The sequence below is a fragment of the Burkholderia sp. PR2 genome, from assembly GCF_052372875.1.
Taxonomy (GTDB): Bacteria; Pseudomonadota; Gammaproteobacteria; order Burkholderiales; family Burkholderiaceae; genus Burkholderia; species Burkholderia diffusa.
This window is the reverse complement of the sequence record NZ_JBQRWH010000004.1, coordinates 22277-43067: the sequence shown is the minus strand read 5'-3', so window position 1 is coordinate 43067 and position 20791 is coordinate 22277. Positions and strand designations below refer to the sequence as shown.

Here is a 20791-nt window from a genome sequence, read left to right as displayed (position 1 = left end):
GACGCCATTCGGGAGAGGAGCTCTTGAGCACGCTGATTGTTTCTTTGCCGCCGCGCGAGCCGGCCGTGCCGTTGCAGGAATGGCAGTGGCCCGAGCTGCCGTTCACGCTCGTGGACAAGGCCGGCCAGGTGCAGCGCGCGGGCCGCGCCGCGCTCGCGCTGCTGCCACGCGCGAACGCGACGGTGCTGATCGTCGCCGCGCGCGACGTGCTGCTGCTGGCCGCGACCGTGCCGCCGCTCAAGGGGCCGAAGCTGCGCCAGGCGCTGCCCAACATCGTCGAGGACCAGCTGATCCAGGATCCGCTCGGCTGCCATATCGCGCTCGATCCGGTCGCGCTGCCTGACGGCCGCCGCGTGCTGGCCGTCGTCGATCGCGCCTGGTTCCGCGCGATCTGCGACGCGTTCACCGCGGCCGGCCACCGGCACCTGAGCGCCGTGCCCGCGACGCGCTGCCTGCCCGCGCCGCGGGCGCCGGCGGCCGACGCTGCGCCTGCCGACGGTGAGGCCACGCCGGCCGACGCGATCACGACTGCGACCGAGCCGCCCCTCCGCCCGACGGCGGTGGCCGCGGTGCTCGGCCTCGCGACGACGGTCGAACCCGTGCTCGTGGAAGCCGGCGCGCTGCCGGCCTCGGCCGGTGCGCCGCGTCTCGAGCTTGCGATCGCGCGCGGTGCGCTCGGCGAAGGTTTCGCGGCGCCGGCATCACGCGCGGGCGGCACGCTGGCCGCGCTCGCCGGTGGTGGCGACGTCGAGCTGTACGAACTCGGCGAACCGGGTGCGGAACCGCGCCTCGCGTCGGTCGGACGTGCCGACGGCCCGCTGCTGCCCGGCGCGCAGCCGCTGTCGTTCGACGCATTCGCGCGGCGTGCGCTGACCGAGCGCTTCGATCTGTGCCAGTTCGAATTCGAATCCCAGCCGTGGCGCTTCGACCGCGCGACGGTGAAGCGCCTGCGCGTGCCGATCGCACTCGTCGCGGCCACGCTCGGCGTCGCGGTGATCGGGATGAACCTGCACTGGTGGAAGCTGTCGCGTGAGCGCGACGCGCTGTCCGCGCAGATCACCGAGACGCTGCTGTCGGCCTTTCCGAAGACGACGACGGTGCTCGATCCGCCCGCGCAGATGCAGCGTCAGCTCGACCAGTTGCGCCTCGCGGCGGGCGAGCTGTCGCCGAACGATTTCCTCGCGTTGTCGAGCGGGTTGTCGCGTTCGATGGGCGCGCTGCCGCTGAACGGAATCGCGTCGCTCGATTATCACGACCGGCGGCTCGACGTCGGCTTCAAGCCGGAGGTCAAGGTCGACCCTGATTTCCCGCAGCGTCTCGCGCGCAACGGGCTGTCCGGCGAAGTCGACAGCAGCACCGGCAAATGGACGATCCGGAGCCGCTCATGAAGACCGAACAACTGAACCAGACGCTTGCCCAGTTCTGGGGCGAACGCACGCCCCGCGAGCGGACGCTGCTCGGCTGGGGCGGCGCCGTGCTGGCCGTCGCGATCGCGTATTCGGTGCTGTGGTCGCCCGCGCAGGAAGGCCGCGCGCGGATCCGCAACGAACTGCCGACGATGCGCCGCGAGCTCGCGCAGATGACCGCGCAGGCCACCGAGGCGAAGTCGCTGACGGCCGCCGCGCAAGGCGTCGCGCCGACCGGCCTGGCGCTGAAGGACGCGCTCACCGCGTCGCTCTCCGATCACGGGCTGCAGGGCGCGCAGGTGCAGGTCGTCGGCAACGGCGTGCAGGTCCAGATGAAGAACGTGCCGTTTCCGGTGTGGACGCAGTGGCTCGACGACGCGCGCCGGCAGTTCAAGGTGCAGGTCGGCGAAGCGCACGTGACCGCGCTGAAGGAAGACGGCCAGGTCGACCTGACCGCCGTGATGCAACCCTCGACGCAGAAATGACGCAGTGGATGAAACAAGCGACGGTCGGCCGATGAGGCCAGGGATCCGGCGGCTCGTCGCCGCATTGCCGTGGGTGGTGGCAGGCTCGCTTGCGACGGCGCTGACGCTCGTCGCGCTCGCGCCTGCCGCCTGGATCGCACCGCAGTTCGCGCGCGCGACCGGCGGGCACGTCAATCTCGTGGATCCGGACGGATCGCTGTGGCACGGTTCGGGCACGCTGATGCTCGCGCCGGGCGCGGACCAGAGCGCGGCGACGCTGCTGCCGGGCCGGGTCGAGTGGACCACGGGCTTCTGGCCGCTCCTCACCGGGCGCGTGCAGATGCGCATGCGGCAGACCGAGGCGATGCCCGACGCCGTCACGCTCGACGCGACGTGGCGCGGCGCGGTGCTGTCGGCCGGCTCGATGGCCGTGCCCGCGTCGCTGCTCGCCGGGCTCGGCACGCCGTTCAACACGCTCGACCTGCAGGGTGACGTGCGGCTCGGCTGGACCGACTGGCGGATGATCGGCAACAACGCGTTCGGCCAGTTGACGGTGACGATCGATTCGATGAGTTCGCGCGTGTCGCGCGTGAAGCCGCTCGGGTCGTACCGGGCGGTGCTGCAGGCGAAGGGGGCGGACGCCGATCTCGACCTGTCGACGACGCAGGGCCCGCTATTCCTCGACGGGCACGGCACCTTCGGTTCCGGCCAGGGCTCGTTTCGCGGCACCGCGCATGCGGCGCCCGAGCAGCAGGCGAACCTCGCCGGGCTGCTGAACCTGCTCGGCCATCCGATCGGCAACAACCAGGTGTCGCTGATCTTCGGTGATGCGGTGCGCTGACGCGCGCGCCGTGTTCGCCTTTTCCCGTCTTACTTCTGCGCGAGCGGTGCGGCGGCCGACGGTGCGGTTACGGCCGGCGCTGCCGCAGCGGATGCCGGCACCGGCGCGGGCGCAGCCACGTCGCCCGTTTCGCGCGCCATGTCCGACGCATCCCAGCCGCCGCCGAGCGCCTTCACGAGCCCGACCGACGACACCATCCGCTGGCCGCCGATCGTCGCGAGCTTCTGCTGCGCGGTAAACGCGGTGGTCTGCGCGGTCAGCACGTTCAGGTAGGCGACCGTGCCGGCCTTGTACTGGTTCGTGACGATCGCGAGCGCGTGCTCGGCGCTGTCGACGGCCTGCCGCTGCACGTCGACTTCCTGCGCGAGGATGCGCTGCGATGCGAGGTTGTCCTCGACATCCTGGAATGCGGTGAGCACCGCGAGGCGGTACGCGGCGACGTCCTGGTCGTAGGTCGCGCGCGCGGCATCGGTCTGCGCGGCGCGCAGGCCGGCGTCGAACAGCGTTGCCGCGAGCTGCGGGCCGACCGTCCAGAACCGCGCGGGCAGCGTGAACAGCTGCGACCACACCGAGCTCTGGAAGCCGCCGGTGGCCGACAGCGTGAGCGTCGGGAAGAAGGCGGCGATCGCGACGCCGATCTGCTCGTTCGCGGCAGCCGCGCGACGCTCGGCCGCCGCGATGTCGGGCCGGCGCTCGAGCAGCGCGGACGGTACGTCGACCGGCATGATCGGCGGTTGCGCCGAGAGCGGGCTCGGCGGCAGCGAGAACGTCGAGGCCGGTTCGCCGATCAGCGTCGCGATTGCATGTTCGTACTGCGCGCGCGCGACGCCGTTGTCGATCGACGCGGCCTGCGCGCTCTGCAGCTGCGTCTGCGCCTGGATCACGTCCGCGCGCGCGGCGACGCCCTGCGCGTACTGGTTCTGTGTGAGCTTCAGCGATTCGCCGTACGACTTCACGGTGTCGTCGAGCAGCTTCTGCAGCGCATCGGACGTGCGCAGCTGGAAGTAGGTCTGCGCGAGCAGCGCCTGCTGCGACAGCCGCGCGTTCGCGAGATCGGCCGCGGCGGCTGCCTCGCCGGCGCGTTGCGCGCTGACGCTGCGGCTCACCTTGCCCCACAGGTCGGGCTCCCAGCTCGCATCGAGACCGACGCTGTAGCTATTGCTGATCGACGAGGTGCTGCCGAAACCCGACGTGCTCGACGTGGATGTGCGCCCCGTGCGGGAGCGCGAGCCCGACGCGGTCAGCCCGACGGTCGGGAAGTACGCGGCACGCGCTTCGGCGACGAGCGCGCGGGCCTGCCGGTACGCGGCGGCCGATTGCGCGATGGTCTGGTTCGATGTGTTGAGCTTGCCGATCAGCGCGTCGAGCTGCGGATCGTTGTAGACCGTCCACCACGGGCCGCGGTCGGTCCGGTCGGCGGGCTGCGCGACCTTCCACCCAGCCGGCGCTTCCTTGAAGGCGGCGGGGATCGACGTGTCGGGCCGGTGATAGTCGGGCCCGACGGCGCAGCCGGCGAGCAGCACGACCGTCGCAACGGCGACGGCGGCGCTCAGCGGGCGAAGGGCGCGCGGGAGGGGGGCGTACGGCATCGTGGTATTCCTGTCTGGGCGCGACGGCCAGCGAGCGGCGTCGCGTGATGCGGTCGTCGTGCCGCTGGCGGACAAATGGTAACTGACGGCGGGAAAGCTGCGCAGCCCTTAGGGTACGGTGCGCGGCGGCACGAATGTGTTACCGGCGCGGCCGGCCGGTTTACCGGTCATTACGGATCGCTTGCGCGCGGGACGGGCGACGAATGCGGCGCGGACGGCGCCGGGCCGCGGGGATGCAGCCGGCGTTCAGTCCGGATGACGGGGGTGGTGCGGTGTCAGTGGCAGTGCACGGGCACCGGCACAGGTTCGGCGGCGGCGGACCGCCATGTCGACGGCTCCGTTGCCGCCGGCTGGCTCGTGCGGCGGGCGGTGTGCTTCGCGTTGCGCTGCCGGCGATGATCGAACCATGCGAACCCGAGCGCCGCGATCGATCCGCCCGGCACCACCAGCATCGTCACGTACAGCGCGATCTTCCAGCCGCGGTGCGGCCCGGAGAACACATGATGAGCGGTATCGGTCAGGTTGCGGCGCAGCGCGCCGGCGGCATTTTTCAGGAACAGCATCGCGAACATCCTCGGGTGCCCGGCAGCGCGGGCTAAGCGGTCAGAACATCGTCTCCGGCAGTGCAACATGCACGTCGTAACTGGTTGCCTGAAATAATATTGACTAAGCAATCAATTTTCAAGATACTGGGCGCGTTTTGACCTGAAACGCACTATTGCTGCGCGCGCAATTCGCATGAACGGCGGCCTCTACGATCCCGACACCATCGCACTGGAAACGAGCCTCGGTTACTACCTGACCAAGGCTCGGCAGGCGCTCGTCGAGCGAATGGACCGCGCACTCGAGCCGTACGACCTCACCGCGCAGCAGATCGGCGTGATCCTGCTGTTGTCGCGCGGCTATGCGCGCACGCCGTTCGAGCTGTCGCGCAAGATGTCGTACGACAGCGGCTCGATGACCCGGATGCTCGACCGTCTCGAGCGCAAGGGCCTGATCGCACGCTCGCGCAGCGAACAGGACCGCCGGGTGATCGAGCTGACGCTGACCGAACGCGGCGCCGAAGCGGCCCGTGCGCTGCCGTCGCTGATCGCGACCGCGCTGAACGCGCAGCTTGCCGGCTTTTCGGCCGACGAACTCGCGCTGCTCACCGGCCTGTTGCAGCGGTTCATCGCCAACGGGCCCGGCGACACCGGCTGCCCGAAGCCCGACGAACCGGACTGCTGAGTGCGGAGGCCCCATGTCTAGGTTAAGCATTCGCTTATTTCTCTGTCTGGGCAGAAGATGACAAGGCACGTGCTCCGTCTCTTCCCTCACCCGTTCCAACCAGCCGGCCCGCGCGGTATCGTGCGCCCGTGCGCTGTGCCGGCGCGTTGCGCGCGCCGCGTCTAGGAGATTCCGATGTCCGCCACCACGGCATCCGCCGCGCCCCGTGCCGCCGAACCCGCGCCGCTGACCGGCGGCGCGCTCGCGCTCCTCACCGTCGGGCTCGCGCTCGGCACCTTCATGGAAGTGCTCGACACGTCGATCGCGAACGTCGCGGTGCCGACCATCTCGGGCAGCCTCGGCGTCGCGACGAGCGAAGGCACGTGGGTGATCTCGTCGTATTCGGTCGCGTCCGCGATCGCGGTGCCGCTGACCGGCTGGCTCGCGCGGCGGGTCGGCGAAGTGCGCCTGTTCACGCTGTCGGTGCTCGCGTTCACGATCGCGTCGGCGCTGTGCGGCCTCGCGGAGAACTTCGAGACGCTGATCGCGTTCCGGCTGCTGCAGGGCCTCGTGTCGGGGCCGATGGTGCCGCTGTCGCAGACGATCCTGATGCGCACCTATCCGCCCGCGAAGCGCGGGCTCGCACTCGGGCTATGGGCGATGACGGTGATCGTCGCGCCAATCTTCGGCCCGTTGCTGGGCGGCTGGATCAGCGACAACTACACGTGGCCGTGGATCTTCTACATCAACCTGCCGATCGGGATCTTTTCGGCGGCCTGCGCGTATTTCCTGCTGCGCGGCCGCGAGACGAAGACGACGAAGCAGCGGATCGACGCGGTCGGCCTCGCGCTGCTCGTGATCGGCGTGTCGTGCCTGCAGATGATGCTCGACCTCGGCAAGGACCGCGACTGGTTCAACTCGACCTTCATCGTCGCGCTCGCGCTGATCGCGGTCGTATCGCTGGCGTTCATGCTCGTGTGGGAGGCGACCGAGAAGGAACCGGTGGTCGATCTGTCGCTGTTCAAGGACCGCAACTTCGCGCTCGGCGCGATGATCATCTCGTTCGGCTTCATGGCGTTCTTCGGCTCGGTCGTGATCTTCCCGCTGTGGCTGCAGACGGTGATGGGCTACACGGCCGGCAAGGCCGGCCTCGCAACCGCGCCGGTCGGGCTGCTCGCGCTCGTGTTGTCGCCGCTGATCGGGCGCAACATGCACCGGCTCGACCTGCGGATGGTCGCGAGCTTCGCGTTCATCGTGTTCGCCGGCGTGTCGGTCTGGAACTCGACGTTCACGCTCGACGTGCCGTTCAACCACGTGATCCTGCCGCGGCTCGTGCAGGGGATCGGCGTCGCATGCTTCTTCGTGCCGATGACGACCATCACGCTGTCGAGCATCCCCGACGAGCGGCTCGCGAGCGCGTCGGGGCTGTCGAACTTCCTGCGCACGCTGTCCGGCGCGATCGGCACCGCGGCCAGCTCGACGTTCTGGGAGAACGACGCGATCTACCATCACGCGCGGCTGTCGGAATCGGTGAGCATCTATGCGCAAAACACGACCGACTACCAGGGCGCGCTCGCGCAGCTCGGGATCGTCGGCCAGACGGCCAACGCGCAGCTCAACCAGCTCGTCACGCAGCAAGGCTTCATGATGGCGACCAACGACTTCTTCCACCTGTCGGCGGGGGTGTTCATCGCGCTCGCGGCGCTCGTGTGGATCACGAAGCCGAAGAAGGGCGCGGGACCGGCGATGGGGCACTGAACGCGCTGGGGGGCCGCGCCGGCCCCTCCCCCCGTTCCTCTTCCGTCGCGGCCTCACTCCCGCGCCAGCAATCCGCCGAAGGCCAGATCGTCGCCCGACGCGATCGGCAGCGTCGCCCGCGCGACCTCGAGCCACGCACGCGCCGCGTGCGACAGATAACCCTTCTTCAGCCAGCCGAGCGCGATCGCCCACGTGATTTCCGGCTCGACGATCGGCCGGCACGTGAACTGCCGCGCGTCGAGCCGCCGGCAGTACGGCTCCGGCAACAGCGCGATGCCGACGCCCGCGTGCACGAGGGCCGCCATGAAATCCCAGTGTCCGCTACGGCTCACGATCGACGGCGTGAAGCCTGCCTGCCGGCACGCGTCGAGCACCGCATCGTGCAGCGCGAGGCTCTCCGCATAGAACACGAACGACTCGCGCGCGAGATCGGCGAGCGGCACGGCCTTGTGGTCCTCCCAGCGCGACTCGCGCGGCGCGACGAGCCATAGCGGCGCGCGCACCATCGGCAACCGCTCGAACGTGGCGGGATCGACCGGCTCCAGCAGCCCGCCGAGCTCGAGCTCGCCCGACATCAGCGCGGCCTCGATCATCCGCGCGCCCTGCTCGAACAGCTTCAGCTCGATGTTCGGATAACGCTGCTTGTACGCGGCGATGATCGGCGTGAACAGCGACCCGCCGAGCGGCGGAATGCCGATCGTCAGTTCGCCGCGCCCGAGCGTGCCGAGATCCTTCAGCTCCGACTGCAGCTGCGCCTGCGCGGCTAGCACATCCTGGCCGCGCTGGAACACGATCCGCCCCGCGTCGGTCAGCACCATCTGCCGGCCGTCGCGCAGCAGCAGCGGCGATCCGATCTCGTCCTCGAGCGCCTTCACCATCTTGCTGATGGTCGGCTGCGTGACGAATAGCCGATCGGCGGCCGCCGTGAAACTTTGCTGACGGACCACTTCGACGAAGTACCGCAGCGCGCGCAATTCCATCGATCACTCCCCAGATTGGTGCAGCGAACACAACTGAATTCCGAATTGGAATGACAAGGATAGAGACAAGTCATTTTATTTATGGTTAGGGGAAACCCTATACTCACACCATCGACGAAATACCTGTATGGAGCCCGCCATGAACAAGCCGATCGCCACTGCCGCCGCCCGCCCTGCCGCTTCGGGCAACGTTGCGCGTACGGGCCGGATCGTGCTTCAGGCCGCCGCGCTTGGCGTGCTGTGGATGGCCGTCGACTGGACCGTGCGCGCGGTCGGGCTGCCGGTGCCGTCCGGCGTGATCGGCCTCGCGGTGCTGCTCGCGCTGCTGTTCTCGGGCCGCGTCGCGCCCGCGTGGGTCAAGGACGGCGCGAACTGGCTGCTGTCCGACATGCTGCTGTTCTTCGTGCCGGCCGCCGTCGCGGCCGTCCAGTACGGCGGTCTGTTCCGCGAGGACGGCTGGCGTATCGCGCTGGTCATGCTCGCCGGCACCGCATTCGTGATGGTCGCGGTGGCGGTGGCGGTCGACCTCGCCGCTAAGCTCGAACGCCGGCTTGCCGCGCAGCGCGTGTTCGCCGAGCGCCGCCGCGCGCGCCTCGCCGCCGTGACCGCCCACTGAGCCGGGGCCCGGGATGCCTGCGCTGCTGTCGAACCTGTCCGCCGACCAGGTGAATACCGCGATCTCCGTCGGCTGCTTCGTGCTGACGGTCGTCCTGTATTTCGTGTCGAAGCGGCTCTACGCGTACAGGAAGACGCTGCTGTTCTCGCCGCTCGTGTTCGTGCCTGGCGTGCTGGTGCTGCTGGTCCTGCTGACCGGCATCCCGTATTCGGTCTACTTCCGCGACACGCGCTGGCTGATGTGGCTGCTCGGCCCGGCAACGATCGCGTTCGCGGTGCCGATCTACGAGTACCGCGACCTGATCCGCCGCCACTGGCTGTCGCTGTCGGTCGGCGTCGCGGTCGGGATCGGCGCGGGCGTATGCGGGTCGCTGCTGCTCGCGAAGCTGCTGCACCTGTCGCCCGAGCTGCAGCGCTCGCTGATGACGCGCTCGGTCTCGACCCCGTTCGCGCTCGCCGTATCCGACAAGATCCATGCACCGAAGGACCTCACCGCCCTCTTCGTGATCGCGACCGGCATCTGCGGGATGCTGCTCGGCGAAATCGTGCTCGCGCTGGTGCCGATGCGCACGCGGCTCGCGCGCGGCGCGCTGTTCGGCGCGGCCGCCCACGGCGTGGGCACCGCGAAGGCGCGCGAGATCGGCAGCGAGGAAGGCGTCGTGTCGAGCCTCACCATGATGATCGCGGGCGTCGCGATGGTGCTGATCGCGCCGCTCTTGTCGCTGTTGCCGATCTGACGATGCGCGGGCGGGCGCCGCTGTCAGCCCGCTCCGCCTCGCTGCCCCGGCGCCCGCCGGCCGCGCCTCGCCCCGCCGTTCCCGCCCTGCATCGAGCCGACACCCGGCCGACAATCGGCTGAGATAGCCGCAATTCCCCCCTCTTTTCCACCCATCGGGCTCGGCCCGGATGCCGAACAATGCATGCTACGAGACATCACGCACGCACTCACATGGCCTCCACGACCGCAAACCCGACCGCCGACAAGCCGGCTTCGTCCGGCAAGTTCAAGCGCATCGCGCTCATCGCCGTCATCGCGCTGGGCGCGGCCGCCGCCGCCGCGGGCGGCATGTACGTGTTCCTGAGCAAGGCAGGCGTCGGCCATGCGAGCGCGCCCGCCGAACCGGCGCCGCTTGCCGCGCCGGTGTTCTTCCCGCTCGACCCGCTGACCGTGAACCTGCAGTCGGACGACGGCGTGCAGCACTACCTGCGCGTCGGCCTGTCGCTGAAGCTCACCGACCCGAAGGCGCAGGAGCAGCTGACCGCGCGCATGCCGGAGATCCGCAGCCGGATCCTGCTCGCGCTGTCGAACAAGCATCCCGAGGATCTCGCGACGCCGGACGGCAAGCGTTCGCTCGCGACGGAACTGCGGGAGCTGATCGAACAGCCGACGCAGCCGGGCAACCAGCGCGCGAAGGTCGACGACGTGCTGTTCACCGAATTCGTCGTCCAATAACGCGGCCGGACAAGGAGCGCGCATGGGCCACCAGGAGTTCATGTCCCAGGAGGAGGTCGACGCCCTCCTCAAGGGCGTCACGGGCGAAACCGATTCAGTCGACGAGCAGCGCGACACGTCGGGCGTCCGCCCCTACAACATCGCGACGCAGGAGCGGATCGTCCGCGGCCGGATGCCCGGCCTCGAGATCATCAACGACCGCTTCGCGCGCCTCTTGCGGATCGGCATCTTCAACTTCATGCGGCGCACGGCGGAAATCTCCGTGAGCCAGGTGAAGGTGCAGAAGTACAGCGAGTTCACCCGCAACCTGCCGATCCCGACGAACCTGAACCTGGTGCACGTGAAGCCGCTGCGCGGCACGTCGCTGTTCGTGTTCGACCCGAACCTCGTGTTCTTCGTCGTCGACAACCTGTTCGGCGGCGACGGGCGCTTTCACACGCGCGTCGAGGGCCGCGACTTCACGGCCACCGAGCAGCGGATCATCGGCAAGCTGCTGAACCTGGTGTTCGAGCACTACACGACCGCGTGGAAGAGCGTGCGGCCGCTGCAGTTCGAATTCGTGCGCTCGGAGATGCATACGCAGTTCGCGAACGTCGCGACGCCGAACGAGATCGTGATCGTCACGCAGTTCTCGATCGAGTTCGGGCCGACGGGCGGCACGCTGCACATCTGCATGCCGTACTCGATGGTCGAGCCGATCCGCGACGTGCTCGCGTCGCCGATCCAGGGCGAGGCGCTCGAGGTCGACCGCCGCTGGGTGCGGGTGCTGTCGCAGCAGGTGCAGTCGGCCGAGGTCGAGCTGAGCGCGGATCTCGCCGAGATCCCGTCGACCTTCGAGAAGATCCTGAACCTGCGTGCGGGCGACGTGCTGCCGCTGGAGATCGAGGACACGATCACGGCGAAGGTCGATGGCGTGCCGGTGATGGAATGCGGCTACGGCATTTTCAATGGTCAATATGCGTTGCGCGTGCAGAAGATGATCAGCGCGGGCGACACGATGAAGGAAGGTGGATATGAGTGAGCTGAACCCGACGCCCGAACTCGACCCGCAGGCGCTCGCCGACGCGGCACTCGCGGAATCGGCCGCAGCCGTGCAGGCGGCGCCCGCCGCGGCGGAAGAGGAATCGGGCCTGGACGACTGGGCCGCCGCGCTCGCCGAACAGAACCAGCAGCCGGTGCAGGCGGGCGCGACCGGCGCCGGCGTGTTCCAGCCGCTGTCGAAGGCCGCGGCCAGCTCGACGCACAACGACATCGAGATGATTCTCGACATCCCGGTCAAGATGACCGTGGAGCTCGGCCGCACGAAGATCGCGATCCGCAACCTGCTGCAGCTCGCGCAGGGTTCGGTCGTCGAACTCGACGGCCTCGCCGGCGAGCCGATGGACGTGCTCGTGAACGGCTGCCTGATCGCGCAGGGCGAGGTCGTGGTCGTCAACGACAAGTTCGGCATCCGGCTGACCGACATCATCACGCCGGCCGAACGCATCCGGAAGCTGAATCGGTGACCGTCATGAAGTCCGGCCGCGGCGTGCATCCTTGGCCGAGCCTGGCGGCGCTGGCCATCGTCGCGTCGTTCGTCTGCGCGCCGGCCGGCGCCGCCGACATGAACGCGGTGAACAACGCCGGCGCCATCGCGTCGAGCGTGACAGTCGGCTCGGCCGTGCCGTCGCTCGGCGTCGGCGCGGTGCTGCAGACGCTCGTCGGGCTCGCGGTCGTGATCGGCCTCGTGTTCGGCTGCGCGTGGCTCGCGCGCCGCTTCGGCTTCCAGCCCGCGCGGCGCGGCGGCCCGCTGAAGGTCGTGTCGAGCGTCGGGCTCGGCGCGAAGGAAAGCGCGACGATCGTCGAGATCGGCGATACCTGGCTCGTGCTCGGCGTCGCACCGGGCAACGTGCGGCTGCTGCATACGCTGCCGGCCGGCTCGGCGGCGGTCACGACGGCGCCGGCGTCTGCCGACGCCTCCGCCCAGCCCGTATCGGACGAACGCGGCCAGAGCGGCACGTTCGGCGCGCGGTTTCGCGACGCGCTCGCGGGCGAAGCCGCGAAGCGCTTCGGGCGCGGCAAGGACCGCTGACATGGCGTCGCGCCCTCTTTCCGTATTCGCATCTCGATGAAACACGAATTCCTGCGTCACGCGGCGCGCCTCGCGCCCGTGCTGATCCTCGGCTTCGCCCCCGCGCTCGCATGCGCGCAGGCGGCCGGCCTGCCCGCGTTCAACACGAGCCCGGGCCCGAACGGTGGCACCACCTATTCGCTGAGCGTGCAGACGATGCTGCTGCTCACGATGCTGTCGTTCCTGCCGGCGATGCTGCTGATGATGACGAGCTTCACGCGCATCATCATCGTGCTGTCGCTGCTGCGCCAGGCGCTCGGCACCGCGACGACGCCGCCGAACCAGGTGCTGGTCGGCCTCGCGATGTTCCTCACCTTCTTCGTGATGTCGCCGGTGCTCGACCGCGCGTACGCCGACGGCTACAAGCCGTTCTCCGACGGCGCGATGCCGATGGAGCAGGCCGTGCAGCGTGGCGTCGCGCCGTTCAAGAGCTTCATGCTGAAGCAGACCCGCGAGACCGATCTCGCGCTGTTCGCGAAGATTTCGAAGGCCGCGCCGATGCAGGGCCCGGAAGACGTGCCGCTGTCGCTGCTGGTCCCCGCGTTCGTCACGAGCGAGCTGAAGACCGGCTTCCAGATCGGCTTCACGATCTTCATCCCATTCCTGATCATCGACATGGTCGTCGCGAGCGTGCTGATGTCGATGGGGATGATGATGGTGTCGCCGTCCACCGTGTCGCTGCCGTTCAAGCTGATGCTGTTCGTGCTCGTCGACGGCTGGCAGCTCCTGATCGGCTCGCTCGCGCAGAGCTTCACGTAAGCGGAGGAAGCGCGCGATGACGCCCGAACAAGTGATGACGCTGGCGCACCAGGCGATGATGGTCGGCCTGCTGCTGGCTGCCCCGCTGCTGCTGGTCGCGCTCGCGGTCGGCCTCGTCGTGAGCCTGTTCCAGGCCGCGACGCAGATCAACGAATCGACGCTGTCGTTCATCCCGAAGCTGCTCGCGGTGGCCGCGACGCTCGTGATCGCCGGCCCGTGGATGCTGACGACGATGCTCGACTACCTGCGGCAGACGCTGCTGCACGTCGCGACGCTCGGCGCTGGCTGAGCCGCGCGCCCGGCTCCTTTACTCCGCGATGTTCTCGGTCACCTACGCGCAGCTCAACGGATGGCTGACGGCTTTCCTGTGGCCGTTCGTGCGGATGCTCGCGCTCGTCGCGACGGCGCCCATGGTCGGCCACGCGGCGGTGCCCGTGCGCGTGAAGATCGGCCTCGCCGCGTTCATGGCGCTGGTCGTCGCGCCGACCCTCGGCGCGATGCCGGCCGTCACCGTGTTCTCCGCGCAGGGCATCTGGATCGTCGTCACGCAGTTCCTGATCGGCGTGGCGATGGGCTTCACGATGCAGATCGTGTTCGCGGCCGTCGAGGCGGCCGGCGACTTCATCGGCCTGTCGATGGGACTCGGTTTCGCGACCTTCTTCGACCCGCATTCGAACGGCGCGACGCCGGCGATGGGCCGTTTCCTGAACGCGATCGCGATGCTCGCGTTCCTTGCCGTGGACGGCCACCTGCAGGTGTTCGCGGCGCTGGCCGCATCGTTCCAGTCGCTGCCGGTGTCGGCCGACCTGCTGCACGCGCCCGGCTGGCGCACGGTCGCCGCATTCGGCGCGACCGTGTTCGAGATGGGGCTGCTGCTTGCGCTGCCGGTGGTCGCGGCGCTCCTGATCGCGAACCTCGCGCTCGGGATCCTGAACCGCGCGGCGCCGCAGATCGGCATCTTCCAGATCGGCTTTCCGGTCACGATGCTGGTCGGGCTGTTGCTCGTGCAACTGATGATCCCGAACCTCGTGCCGTTCGTGTCGCACCTGTTCGACATGGGGCTCGATGCGATGGGGCGGGTATTGCTCGGCTGGCGCTGAGCGCGTCCCGCCCCGTTTCCCGCCTGTTCCGGCCCTTCGTTGCTGGAAAACCCCTAAAGGAATCGCCAGCTCACGAAAGGTTGCGGAAGGTTTCGCCTCCCTATACTCGTCATGACGATGCAGCAAGCATCGCGCCATACGAACACAACGAAGGAGACGACCCCGATGCGACCCATCCTCCGCACCCTCGCCGTTGCAGCCAGCCTGAGCTGCGCGCTCGCCGCTCATCCCGCTTTCGCCGACGACGGCGGCAAGATCACGATCATGGTCGGCGGGATCGCGAAGCTGATCTACCTGCCCGCGCGGCTCACGCAGGAGCTCGGCAACTTCAAGGCCGAAGGGCTCGACGTCGAACTGCTGTCGCAACCGGCCGGCGTCGATGCCGAGAACGAACTGCTGGCGGGCGCCGTGCAGGGCGTCGTCGGCTTCTACGACCATACGATCGACCTGCAGAGCAAAGGCAAGGAAGTGAAGGCGATCGCCGTGTTCGGCCAGGTGCCGGGCGAGGTCGAGATGGTGTCGACCAAGGCCGCCCCCACCTTCAAGTCGATGGCCGACGCGAAAGGCAAGACGCTCGGCGTGACCGGCCTCGGCTCGTCGACGAGCTTCCTCACGCAATACCTCGCGCTCGCGCACGGCGTGCCGTCGACGCAGTACACGATGCTGCCGGTGGGCGCCGACGCGAGCTTCATCGCCGCGATCAAGCAGGGCCGCATCGACGCCGGGATGACGACCGAGCCGACGGTGTCCGCGCTCGAGAAGATGGGCGACGCGAAGGTGCTCGTCGACATGCGCACCGTCGACGGCACGCGCGCCGCGCTCGGCGGCACCTATCCGGCCGCGAGCCTGTACGTGCAGTCGGCGTGGGCCGATTCGCACAAGGCCGAGGCCACCAAGCTCGCGCACGCATTCGCGAAGACGATGCAGTTCATCCACACGCACAGCGCGGAGGAGATCGCCGCAAAGATGCCGGCCGACTACCAGAAGGACAAGGCGCTGTACGTGTCCGCGCTGAAGGCGTCGCTGCCGATGTACACGGCCGACGCGAAGATGCCGGCCGACGGCCCGGCGACCGTGCTGAAGGTGCTCTCGGCATTCAACCCGTCGGTGAAGGGCAAGCACATCGACCTGGCGCGCACCTACACCAATGATTTCGTGAACGCGAAGTAATCGATATCGGCACAGGCGCCGGCGGCGGCGATCCCGCCGTTGCGCGTTCCCCGTTCCGGCCCGGCTGACCGGCCCGGCGTCGCCACGATGCGGCGCCCTCCTCACCCGCAGGACGAATGCGATGAATCAGGCAGTTTCCCCGAGCACACCGGCGATCGAGTTTCGCAATGTGTCGTGCCGCTTCATTTCGCCGGAAGGCAAGGCCACCGTCGCGTTGCGCGACTTCAGCATGAGCGTCGCACGCGGCGAGTTCATCGCGATCGTCGGGCCGACCGGCTGCGGCAAGTCGACCACGCTGAACCTGATCACCGGCCTGCTCAAGCCGGCGTCGGGCGAGGTGCGCGTGATGGGCCGCCCGGTCGACGGGATCGACCCGCGCATCGGCTTCGTGTTCCAGGCCGACGCCGTGTTCCCGTGGCGCAACGTGATCGACAACGTCGCCGCGGGCCCGCTGTTTCGCGGCCGCTCGAAGGACGTTGCGTACGCGCAGGCCGAGGAATGGATCCGCAAGGTCGGCCTCGACAAGTTCACGAAACACTATCCGCATCAGCTCTCCGGCGGGATGCGCAAGCGCGTCGCGCTCGCGCAGACCTTCATCAACCAGCCGGAAATCCTGCTGATGGACGAGCCGTTCTCCGCGCTCGACATGCAGACGCGCACGCTGATGCAGGATGAACTTCTGCAGTTGTGGTCCGCGAACAAGGGCTCGGTCGTGTTCGTCACGCACGACCTCGAGGAGGCGATCGCGCTTGCCGACCGCGTGTTCGTGCTGACCGCGCGCCCCGCGACGCTCAAGCGCGTGTATGAGATCGACCTGCCGCGCCCGCGCGTCACGTCGGAGATTCGCTACGACACGCGCTTCATCGAAATTTCCAAGGACATCTGGCACGACCTGCGCGAAGAAGTGCAGATCGGCTGACAGCAGCAAGGACAGGACAGGAGCATGACCGACATGACGCTTCCCCCCACCGCCATTCCGGCAACGTCGCTCGAGGACGAGTCGCGCGCCGCTCAAACCCGGCTACGTCGCCGCCGGCAACTGATCATCGGCCTGCGGATCGCCGTGCTCGTGCTCGTGCTGGGCGGCTGGGAACTCGCCGCGCGGCTCAAGTGGATCGATCCGTTCTTCTTCTCGCAGCCGACGCTGATCTTCGCGCAGCTCCAGGACTGGTTCGCGAACGGCACGTCGCAGGGGCCGCTGCTCACGCAGGTATGGGTTACGCTCGAGGAAACCGGCATCGGCTTCGTGATCGGTTCGGTCGCCGGCGTGATCTGCGGGATCGTGCTCGGCCGCAACAAGCTGATGGCCGACGTGTTCGGCCTCTACATCCAGATCGCGAACTCGATTCCGCGCGTCGTGCTCGGCTCGATCTTCGTGATCGCGCTCGGCCTCGGGATGGCGTCGAAGATCGCACTGGCCGTCGTGATGGTGTTCTTCGTCGTGTTCGGCAACGCGTTCCAGGGCGTGCGCGAAGCCGACCGCTACCTGATCGCGAACGCGCAGATCCTCGGCGCGTCGCGCCGGCAGATCACCACGTCGGTCGTGATCCCGTCCGCGCTCTCGTGGATTCTCGCAAGCCTGCACGTGAGCTTCGGATTCGCGCTGGTCGGTGCGGTCGTCGGCGAATTCCTGGGTTCCAAGCAGGGCATCGGCCTGCTAATCTCCACCGCCCAGGGCGCGTTCAACGCGAGCGGCGTGTTCGCGGCGATGATCGTGCTGGCCGTGGTCGCGCTGGCCGCCGACTACCTGCTGACCTGGCTCGAGAAGCGCTTGCTCAAGTGGCGCCCCGCCGCGTTCTGAGCAGCGCACGCATCGGATGACACGCCAGAACCGCGCCGGTTGCCCCGGCGCGGTTCTGCATTGAGGAGAAGGAATGGCGCACAGCCTGCGCGGGCGGCTCTTGTGGTGGCTGCTGCTGCCGCTCGCGGTGTTCGTGCTGATCGCGGGCGCGATGTCGTACGACACCGCGCGGACCACAGCCGGGCTCGTGCAGGACAGCGCGCTCGTCGCGTCCGCGCGCACGATCGGCGAGGACGTCGAATGGCGCGACGGCTACCTCGCGGCCGACGTGCCGCCCGCCGCGCTGGAGATCTTCGAGTCGCCGTCGGCCGATTCGGTCTACTACAAGGTGGTCGACAGCCGCGAGCGCCTGCTCGCCGGCAATCCGGCGCTCGCCCTGCCCGAACGGCACGGCATCGAGCCGACGCTGTACGGCACGGCGCTCGACGGCGTGCCGCTGCGCGCGGTGGTCTACGACCGCCAGCTGTACAACGAGGGCAAGATCGAGACGGTCACGGTGGTCGTCGCGAAGACGACGCGCTCGTACGACGCGATGATCGCGACGATCTGGCGGCCGCAACTCGTGCGCCTGTCGCTGATGCTGGTGCTCGCGGTCGTGCTCGTCTATCTGGGCCTCACGCTCGAGCTGCGCCCGCTGATGAAGCTGAAGGACGACGTCGCCGACCGCGGGCCGATGGAACTGGAGCCGATTCGCCCGGAGCGGCTGCAGCACGAGCTGCGGCCGATCGTCGATGCGATCAACCAGTGCATCGCGCGGCTCAATACGCATACGGCCACGCAGCGCCGCTTCATCGCCGATGCCGCGCACCAGCTGCGTACGCCGATCGCCGTGCTCGACACGCAAATCCAGTACGCGCAGCAGCGCGAGCACAATGATGTGGAGCTCGCGTCGGTGCTCGACAGCATGCAGCGCAGCAGCCGCAAGATGGCCGACGTGACCGACAAGCTGCTGCTGCTCGCGCACGCGGAAGCGACGCCGTCGACGCTGCTCACGCATCGCGTCGATCTCGCCGCCGTCGTGTCGAGCGTGCTGGAGGAAACGATCGTGCTCGCGCAGCAGCGCGACATCGATCTCGGCGCCGATCTCGGCGAGCGGCTCGACGTCGCGGGCAGCGACAGCCTGCTGACCGCGCTGGTGATGAACCTCGTCGACAACGCGGTGCGCTATACGCAACCGGGCGGCTGCGTGACGGTCGCCGCGCGGCGCGACGGCGACGCCGTCGTGCTCGACGTGGTCGACAACGGCCCCGGCATTCCGGCCGAAGCGCGACCCCACGTGTTCAAGCGGTTCTACCGCGTGTCGGCCGACACCGAAGGCTCGGGCCTGGGCCTCGCGATCGTCCGCGAGATCGCGCAGGCGCATGGCGGCAGCGCGTCGCTCGCGCCGGGGCCCGGCAATCGCGGTATCGTCGTGACCGTGCGGCTGCCCGCATACGCCTGAAGAGAAGTCGCCATGAAACTCCTGCTGGTCGAAGACAACGCCGAACTCGCGCACTGGATCGTGAACCTGCTGCGCGGCGAGGATTTCGCGGTCGACTGCGTCGGCGACGGCGAACGCGCGGACACGGTATTGAAGACCGAACGCTACGACGCGGTGCTGCTCGACATGCGGCTGCCGGGCATCAGCGGCAAGGAAGTGCTCGCGCGATTGCGGCGCCGCAACGACAACGTGCCGGTGCTGATGCTGACCGCGCACGGCTCGGTCGACGACAAGGTCGACTGCTTCGGCGCGGGCGCCGACGACTACGTGGTCAAGCCGTTCGAGTCGCGCGAGCTGGTCGCGCGGATCCGCGCGCTGATCCGCCGGCAGGCGGGCGTCGGCACGACGCAGCTTGTGTGCGGCGATCTCGTCTACGCGTTCGGCACGCGCGAATTCCGTTGCGGGGGCGCGGTGCTCGCGCTGCGTCGCCGCGAGCATGCGATTCTCGAGACGCTGATGCTGCAGCAGAACAAGACGGTGTCGAAGGTGCGGCTGATGGACAGCGTGTTCGCGCTCGACGACGAACCGAGCGCGGATGCGATCGACATCTACATCCACCGGCTGCGCAAGCATCTCGCGGGCAGCTCGGCCGAGATCATCACGCTGCGCGGGCTCGGCTACATCCTGCGCGAGAAGAACGCGCAGGACTGACGGGCCTGCCTCCAGGTTCGATTCGTAGCACGTAACGTGTCGGCAGCCGCTGGCTGCCGGCCAGGCTCGCGTTCGCCCGCCTGCCCGATTCACGATTATTGCGCGTTCGGTGTTTTCACCGATCCGATTCTTTCCTCCGGGAAAGCGGCGTGAAGGATTGCACCCTCTACGATGCTACACGCCGGCCCCCTCGCTGTGGCCGGCAACAACCGGCATACATTACGTACTGCCAACGAACAGATTTCAATGCGGCAGCTCGGAGGAGACGATCTTGAAACGAAAAACCCTTGCCCTTTCCATCGCGGCGGCAGGCCTGTGCGCCGGCACCCAGGCGCACGCGCAATCGAGCGTGCAGCTCTACGGCCTGATGGACCTGAGCTTTCCGACCTATCGTACCCACGCCGACGCGAACGGCAATCACGTGATCGGCATGGGCAACGAAGGCGAACCGTGGTTCAGCGGCAGCCGCTGGGGCCTGCGAGGCGCCGAGGACATCGGCGGCGGCACGAAGATCATCTTCCGCCTCGAAAGCGAATACGTGGTCGCGAACGGCCAGATGGAAGACGAAGGCCAGATCTTCGACCGCGACGCGTGGGTCGGCGTCGAGGACGAGCGCTTCGGCAAGCTGACGGCCGGCTTCCAGAACACGATCGCACGCGACGCATCGGCGATCTACGGCGACGCGTACGGTTCCGCGAAGCTCACGACCGAGGAAGGCGGCTGGACCAACTCGAACAACTTCAAGCAGATGATCTTCTACGCGGCCGGCCCGACCGGCACGCGCTACAACAACGGCCTTGCGTGGAAGAAGCTGTTCAGCAACGGCATCTTCGCGAGCGCCGGCTACCAGTTCAGCAACTCGACCGCGTTCGCGACCGGCTCCGCGTACCAGGTCGCGCTCGGCTACAACGGTGGGCCGTTCGCCGTGTCGGGCTTCTACAACCACGTGAATCACGGCGGCTTCACGAACCAGACGTTCTCCGTCGGCGGCAACTACGCGTTCAGCATCGTGCGCCTGAATGCCGGCTACTTCCGCTACAACGGCGACCAAGGCTCGCTCGGCCAGCGGCACGACGATTCGTGGACCGTGTCGATGAAGATCGCGCCGAAGGGCCCGCTCGATTACGAGCTCGGCTACCAGCAGATGCGCGTCAAGAACGCCGCGTACAACTCGGACGGCTTCGTGCCGAACGCGAACCTCGGTGCGTTCAGCCTGACGAACGGCGTCGGCAACGGCTTCAAGGAGACGATCTACGGGTCGGTGTTCTATCACCTGAGCAAGCGCACCGAGCTGTACCTGGCCGGCGACTACATGAAGCTGCATGGCGGCTACACGGTGTCGTCGACGTTCGGCGCGAAGAACCAGCTCGAACTGACCTCGGGCATCCGCACGCGTTTCTGACCCCGC

At 68.3% G+C, this 20791-nt stretch carries 23 protein-coding genes; 20 read left to right on the top strand and 3 right to left on the bottom strand.

Translation table 11 applies throughout. The features are described 5' to 3' along the window. Positions 1 to 23 precede the first annotated feature (23 nt). Genes gspL through ACT2FV_RS17330 form a run of 3 tightly spaced genes read left to right on the top strand, consistent with a single transcriptional unit; the run spans position 24 to position 2711 of the window. Positions 24 to 1388, top strand: coding sequence for a type II secretion system protein GspL (gene gspL / locus ACT2FV_RS17340; RefSeq protein WP_444504522.1), 1365 nt, complete (start codon positions 24 to 26; stop codon positions 1386 to 1388). Further along, complete coding sequence (gspM, locus tag ACT2FV_RS17335; RefSeq protein ID WP_059602273.1) at positions 1385 to 1891, top strand: type II secretion system protein GspM; 507 nt, start codon at positions 1385 to 1387, stop codon at positions 1889 to 1891. Before gspL ends, gspM begins: the two co-directional genes overlap by 4 nt. Before the next feature lie 31 nt (positions 1892 to 1922). Next, complete coding sequence (locus ACT2FV_RS17330; RefSeq protein ID WP_444504521.1) at positions 1923 to 2711, top strand: type II secretion system protein N; 789 nt, start codon at positions 1923 to 1925, stop codon at positions 2709 to 2711. A gap of 29 nt (positions 2712 to 2740) precedes the next feature. Here ACT2FV_RS17330 and ACT2FV_RS17325 read toward each other — a convergent pair whose 3' ends face one another. Both ACT2FV_RS17325 and ACT2FV_RS17320 read right to left on the bottom strand, forming a co-directional pair. Next, a complete protein-coding gene (locus tag ACT2FV_RS17325) occupies positions 2741 to 4300 on the bottom strand; it encodes an efflux transporter outer membrane subunit (protein WP_151048964.1) in 1560 nt (519 codons plus the stop codon). Positions 4301 to 4575: 275 nt separating this feature from the next. Beyond that, the gene (locus tag ACT2FV_RS17320) at positions 4576 to 4863 is read right to left on the bottom strand and encodes a multidrug ABC transporter ATPase (protein ID WP_151048963.1); all 288 of its coding nucleotides are present in this window, start codon (positions 4861 to 4863) and stop codon (positions 4576 to 4578) included. 175 nt (positions 4864 to 5038) lie between these two features. On the opposite strand from ACT2FV_RS17320, the gene ACT2FV_RS17315 reads away from it, so the two are divergent. Both ACT2FV_RS17315 and ACT2FV_RS17310 read left to right on the top strand, forming a co-directional pair. Next, positions 5039 to 5527, top strand: a complete 489-nt coding sequence (locus ACT2FV_RS17315) for a MarR family winged helix-turn-helix transcriptional regulator (protein WP_059531315.1) — start codon at positions 5039 to 5041, stop codon at positions 5525 to 5527. A gap of 174 nt (positions 5528 to 5701) precedes the next feature. After that, positions 5702 to 7264, top strand: coding sequence for a DHA2 family efflux MFS transporter permease subunit (locus ACT2FV_RS17310; protein WP_124627864.1), 1563 nt, complete (start codon positions 5702 to 5704; stop codon positions 7262 to 7264). Positions 7265 to 7317: 53 nt separating this feature from the next. On the opposite strand, the gene ACT2FV_RS17305 is transcribed toward ACT2FV_RS17310, so the two are convergent. Then, positions 7318 to 8244 (bottom strand): LysR family transcriptional regulator, encoded by a 927-nt coding sequence (locus tag ACT2FV_RS17305; protein WP_059531322.1) that lies wholly within the window; start codon positions 8242 to 8244, stop codon positions 7318 to 7320. Positions 8245 to 8383: 139 nt separating this feature from the next. Here ACT2FV_RS17305 and ACT2FV_RS17300 point away from each other — a divergent pair, with 139 nt between their 5' ends. The 15 genes from ACT2FV_RS17300 (at position 8384) to ACT2FV_RS17230 (ending at position 20785) form a co-directional block, all read left to right on the top strand. Continuing rightward, entirely contained in the window at positions 8384 to 8860 is a 477-nt protein-coding gene (locus ACT2FV_RS17300) for a CidA/LrgA family protein (protein ID WP_059602183.1), read from the top strand. 13 nt (positions 8861 to 8873) lie between these two features. Further along, a complete protein-coding gene (locus ACT2FV_RS17295) occupies positions 8874 to 9596 on the top strand; it encodes an LrgB family protein (protein WP_059531328.1) in 723 nt (240 codons plus the stop codon). 179 nt (positions 9597 to 9775) lie between these two features. Further along, positions 9776 to 10312: a flagellar basal body-associated protein FliL gene (gene fliL / locus ACT2FV_RS17290; RefSeq protein ID WP_059602185.1), complete on the top strand. Its 537-nt coding sequence runs from the start codon at positions 9776 to 9778 to the stop codon at positions 10310 to 10312. A gap of 22 nt (positions 10313 to 10334) precedes the next feature. Then, entirely contained in the window at positions 10335 to 11333 is a 999-nt protein-coding gene (fliM, locus tag ACT2FV_RS17285) for a flagellar motor switch protein FliM (protein ID WP_059465946.1), read from the top strand. Further along, on the top strand, positions 11326 to 11817 hold the full coding sequence (gene fliN, locus ACT2FV_RS17280) for a flagellar motor switch protein FliN (RefSeq protein WP_151048961.1): 492 nt from the start codon (positions 11326 to 11328) through the stop codon (positions 11815 to 11817). The genes fliM and fliN overlap by 8 nt, the downstream gene beginning before the upstream one ends. Beyond that, positions 11814 to 12383, top strand: a complete 570-nt coding sequence (gene fliO, locus ACT2FV_RS17275) for a flagellar biosynthetic protein FliO (RefSeq protein ID WP_444504520.1) — start codon at positions 11814 to 11816, stop codon at positions 12381 to 12383. The genes fliN and fliO overlap by 4 nt, the downstream gene beginning before the upstream one ends. Before the next feature lie 36 nt (positions 12384 to 12419). Beyond that, complete coding sequence (gene fliP / locus ACT2FV_RS17270) at positions 12420 to 13181, top strand: flagellar type III secretion system pore protein FliP (protein WP_444504519.1); 762 nt, start codon at positions 12420 to 12422, stop codon at positions 13179 to 13181. A gap of 16 nt (positions 13182 to 13197) precedes the next feature. Further along, positions 13198 to 13470 (top strand): flagellar biosynthesis protein FliQ, encoded by a 273-nt coding sequence (gene fliQ / locus ACT2FV_RS17265; protein ID WP_006750427.1) that lies wholly within the window; start codon positions 13198 to 13200, stop codon positions 13468 to 13470. A gap of 28 nt (positions 13471 to 13498) precedes the next feature. Next, positions 13499 to 14281, top strand: coding sequence for a flagellar biosynthetic protein FliR (fliR, locus tag ACT2FV_RS17260; RefSeq protein ID WP_174911618.1), 783 nt, complete (start codon positions 13499 to 13501; stop codon positions 14279 to 14281). A gap of 165 nt (positions 14282 to 14446) precedes the next feature. Next, positions 14447 to 15451 (top strand): ABC transporter substrate-binding protein, encoded by a 1005-nt coding sequence (locus ACT2FV_RS17255; protein WP_124627853.1) that lies wholly within the window; start codon positions 14447 to 14449, stop codon positions 15449 to 15451. 121 nt (positions 15452 to 15572) lie between these two features. After that, entirely contained in the window at positions 15573 to 16370 is a 798-nt protein-coding gene (locus ACT2FV_RS17250; RefSeq protein WP_027788757.1) for an ABC transporter ATP-binding protein, read from the top strand. A 24-nt stretch (positions 16371 to 16394) separates the two neighbouring features. Next, positions 16395 to 17252 carry an ABC transporter permease gene (locus ACT2FV_RS17245; RefSeq protein WP_108064675.1) on the top strand — a complete coding sequence of 286 codons (858 nt, stop codon included), beginning with the start codon at positions 16395 to 16397 and terminating at the stop codon, positions 17250 to 17252. A 73-nt stretch (positions 17253 to 17325) separates the two neighbouring features. After that, complete coding sequence (locus ACT2FV_RS17240; RefSeq protein WP_444504518.1) at positions 17326 to 18693, top strand: sensor histidine kinase; 1368 nt, start codon at positions 17326 to 17328, stop codon at positions 18691 to 18693. Positions 18694 to 18705: 12 nt separating this feature from the next. Then, on the top strand, positions 18706 to 19383 hold the full coding sequence (locus ACT2FV_RS17235; RefSeq protein ID WP_444504517.1) for a response regulator: 678 nt from the start codon (positions 18706 to 18708) through the stop codon (positions 19381 to 19383). 271 nt (positions 19384 to 19654) lie between these two features. Further along, complete coding sequence (locus tag ACT2FV_RS17230; protein WP_151048958.1) at positions 19655 to 20785, top strand: porin; 1131 nt, start codon at positions 19655 to 19657, stop codon at positions 20783 to 20785. Positions 20786 to 20791: the final 6 nt, after the last annotated feature.

Coding starts and splice junctions, on each gene's coding strand:
- gspM (WP_059602273.1), top strand. CDS start 1,385: ATGAAGACCGAACAACTGAACCAGACGCTTGCCCAGTTCTGGGGCGAA.
- ACT2FV_RS17330 (WP_444504521.1), top strand. CDS start 1,923: ATGAGGCCAGGGATCCGGCGGCTCGTCGCCGCATTGCCGTGGGTGGTG.
- ACT2FV_RS17325 (WP_151048964.1), bottom strand. CDS start 4,300: ATGCCGTACGCCCCCCTCCCGCGCGCCCTTCGCCCGCTGAGCGCCGCC.
- ACT2FV_RS17320 (WP_151048963.1), bottom strand. CDS start 4,863: ATGCTGTTCCTGAAAAATGCCGCCGGCGCGCTGCGCCGCAACCTGACC.
- ACT2FV_RS17315 (WP_059531315.1), top strand. CDS start 5,039: ATGAACGGCGGCCTCTACGATCCCGACACCATCGCACTGGAAACGAGC.
- ACT2FV_RS17310 (WP_124627864.1), top strand. CDS start 5,702: ATGTCCGCCACCACGGCATCCGCCGCGCCCCGTGCCGCCGAACCCGCG.
- ACT2FV_RS17305 (WP_059531322.1), bottom strand. CDS start 8,244: ATGGAATTGCGCGCGCTGCGGTACTTCGTCGAAGTGGTCCGTCAGCAA.
- ACT2FV_RS17300 (WP_059602183.1), top strand. CDS start 8,384: ATGAACAAGCCGATCGCCACTGCCGCCGCCCGCCCTGCCGCTTCGGGC.
- ACT2FV_RS17295 (WP_059531328.1), top strand. CDS start 8,874: ATGCCTGCGCTGCTGTCGAACCTGTCCGCCGACCAGGTGAATACCGCG.
- fliL (WP_059602185.1), top strand. CDS start 9,776: ATGCATGCTACGAGACATCACGCACGCACTCACATGGCCTCCACGACC.
- fliM (WP_059465946.1), top strand. CDS start 10,335: ATGGGCCACCAGGAGTTCATGTCCCAGGAGGAGGTCGACGCCCTCCTC.
- fliN (WP_151048961.1), top strand. CDS start 11,326: ATGAGTGAGCTGAACCCGACGCCCGAACTCGACCCGCAGGCGCTCGCC.
- fliP (WP_444504519.1), top strand. CDS start 12,420: ATGAAACACGAATTCCTGCGTCACGCGGCGCGCCTCGCGCCCGTGCTG.
- fliQ (WP_006750427.1), top strand. CDS start 13,198: ATGACGCCCGAACAAGTGATGACGCTGGCGCACCAGGCGATGATGGTC.
- fliR (WP_174911618.1), top strand. CDS start 13,499: ATGTTCTCGGTCACCTACGCGCAGCTCAACGGATGGCTGACGGCTTTC.
- ACT2FV_RS17255 (WP_124627853.1), top strand. CDS start 14,447: ATGCGACCCATCCTCCGCACCCTCGCCGTTGCAGCCAGCCTGAGCTGC.
- ACT2FV_RS17250 (WP_027788757.1), top strand. CDS start 15,573: ATGAATCAGGCAGTTTCCCCGAGCACACCGGCGATCGAGTTTCGCAAT.
- ACT2FV_RS17245 (WP_108064675.1), top strand. CDS start 16,395: ATGACCGACATGACGCTTCCCCCCACCGCCATTCCGGCAACGTCGCTC.
- ACT2FV_RS17240 (WP_444504518.1), top strand. CDS start 17,326: ATGGCGCACAGCCTGCGCGGGCGGCTCTTGTGGTGGCTGCTGCTGCCG.
- ACT2FV_RS17235 (WP_444504517.1), top strand. CDS start 18,706: ATGAAACTCCTGCTGGTCGAAGACAACGCCGAACTCGCGCACTGGATC.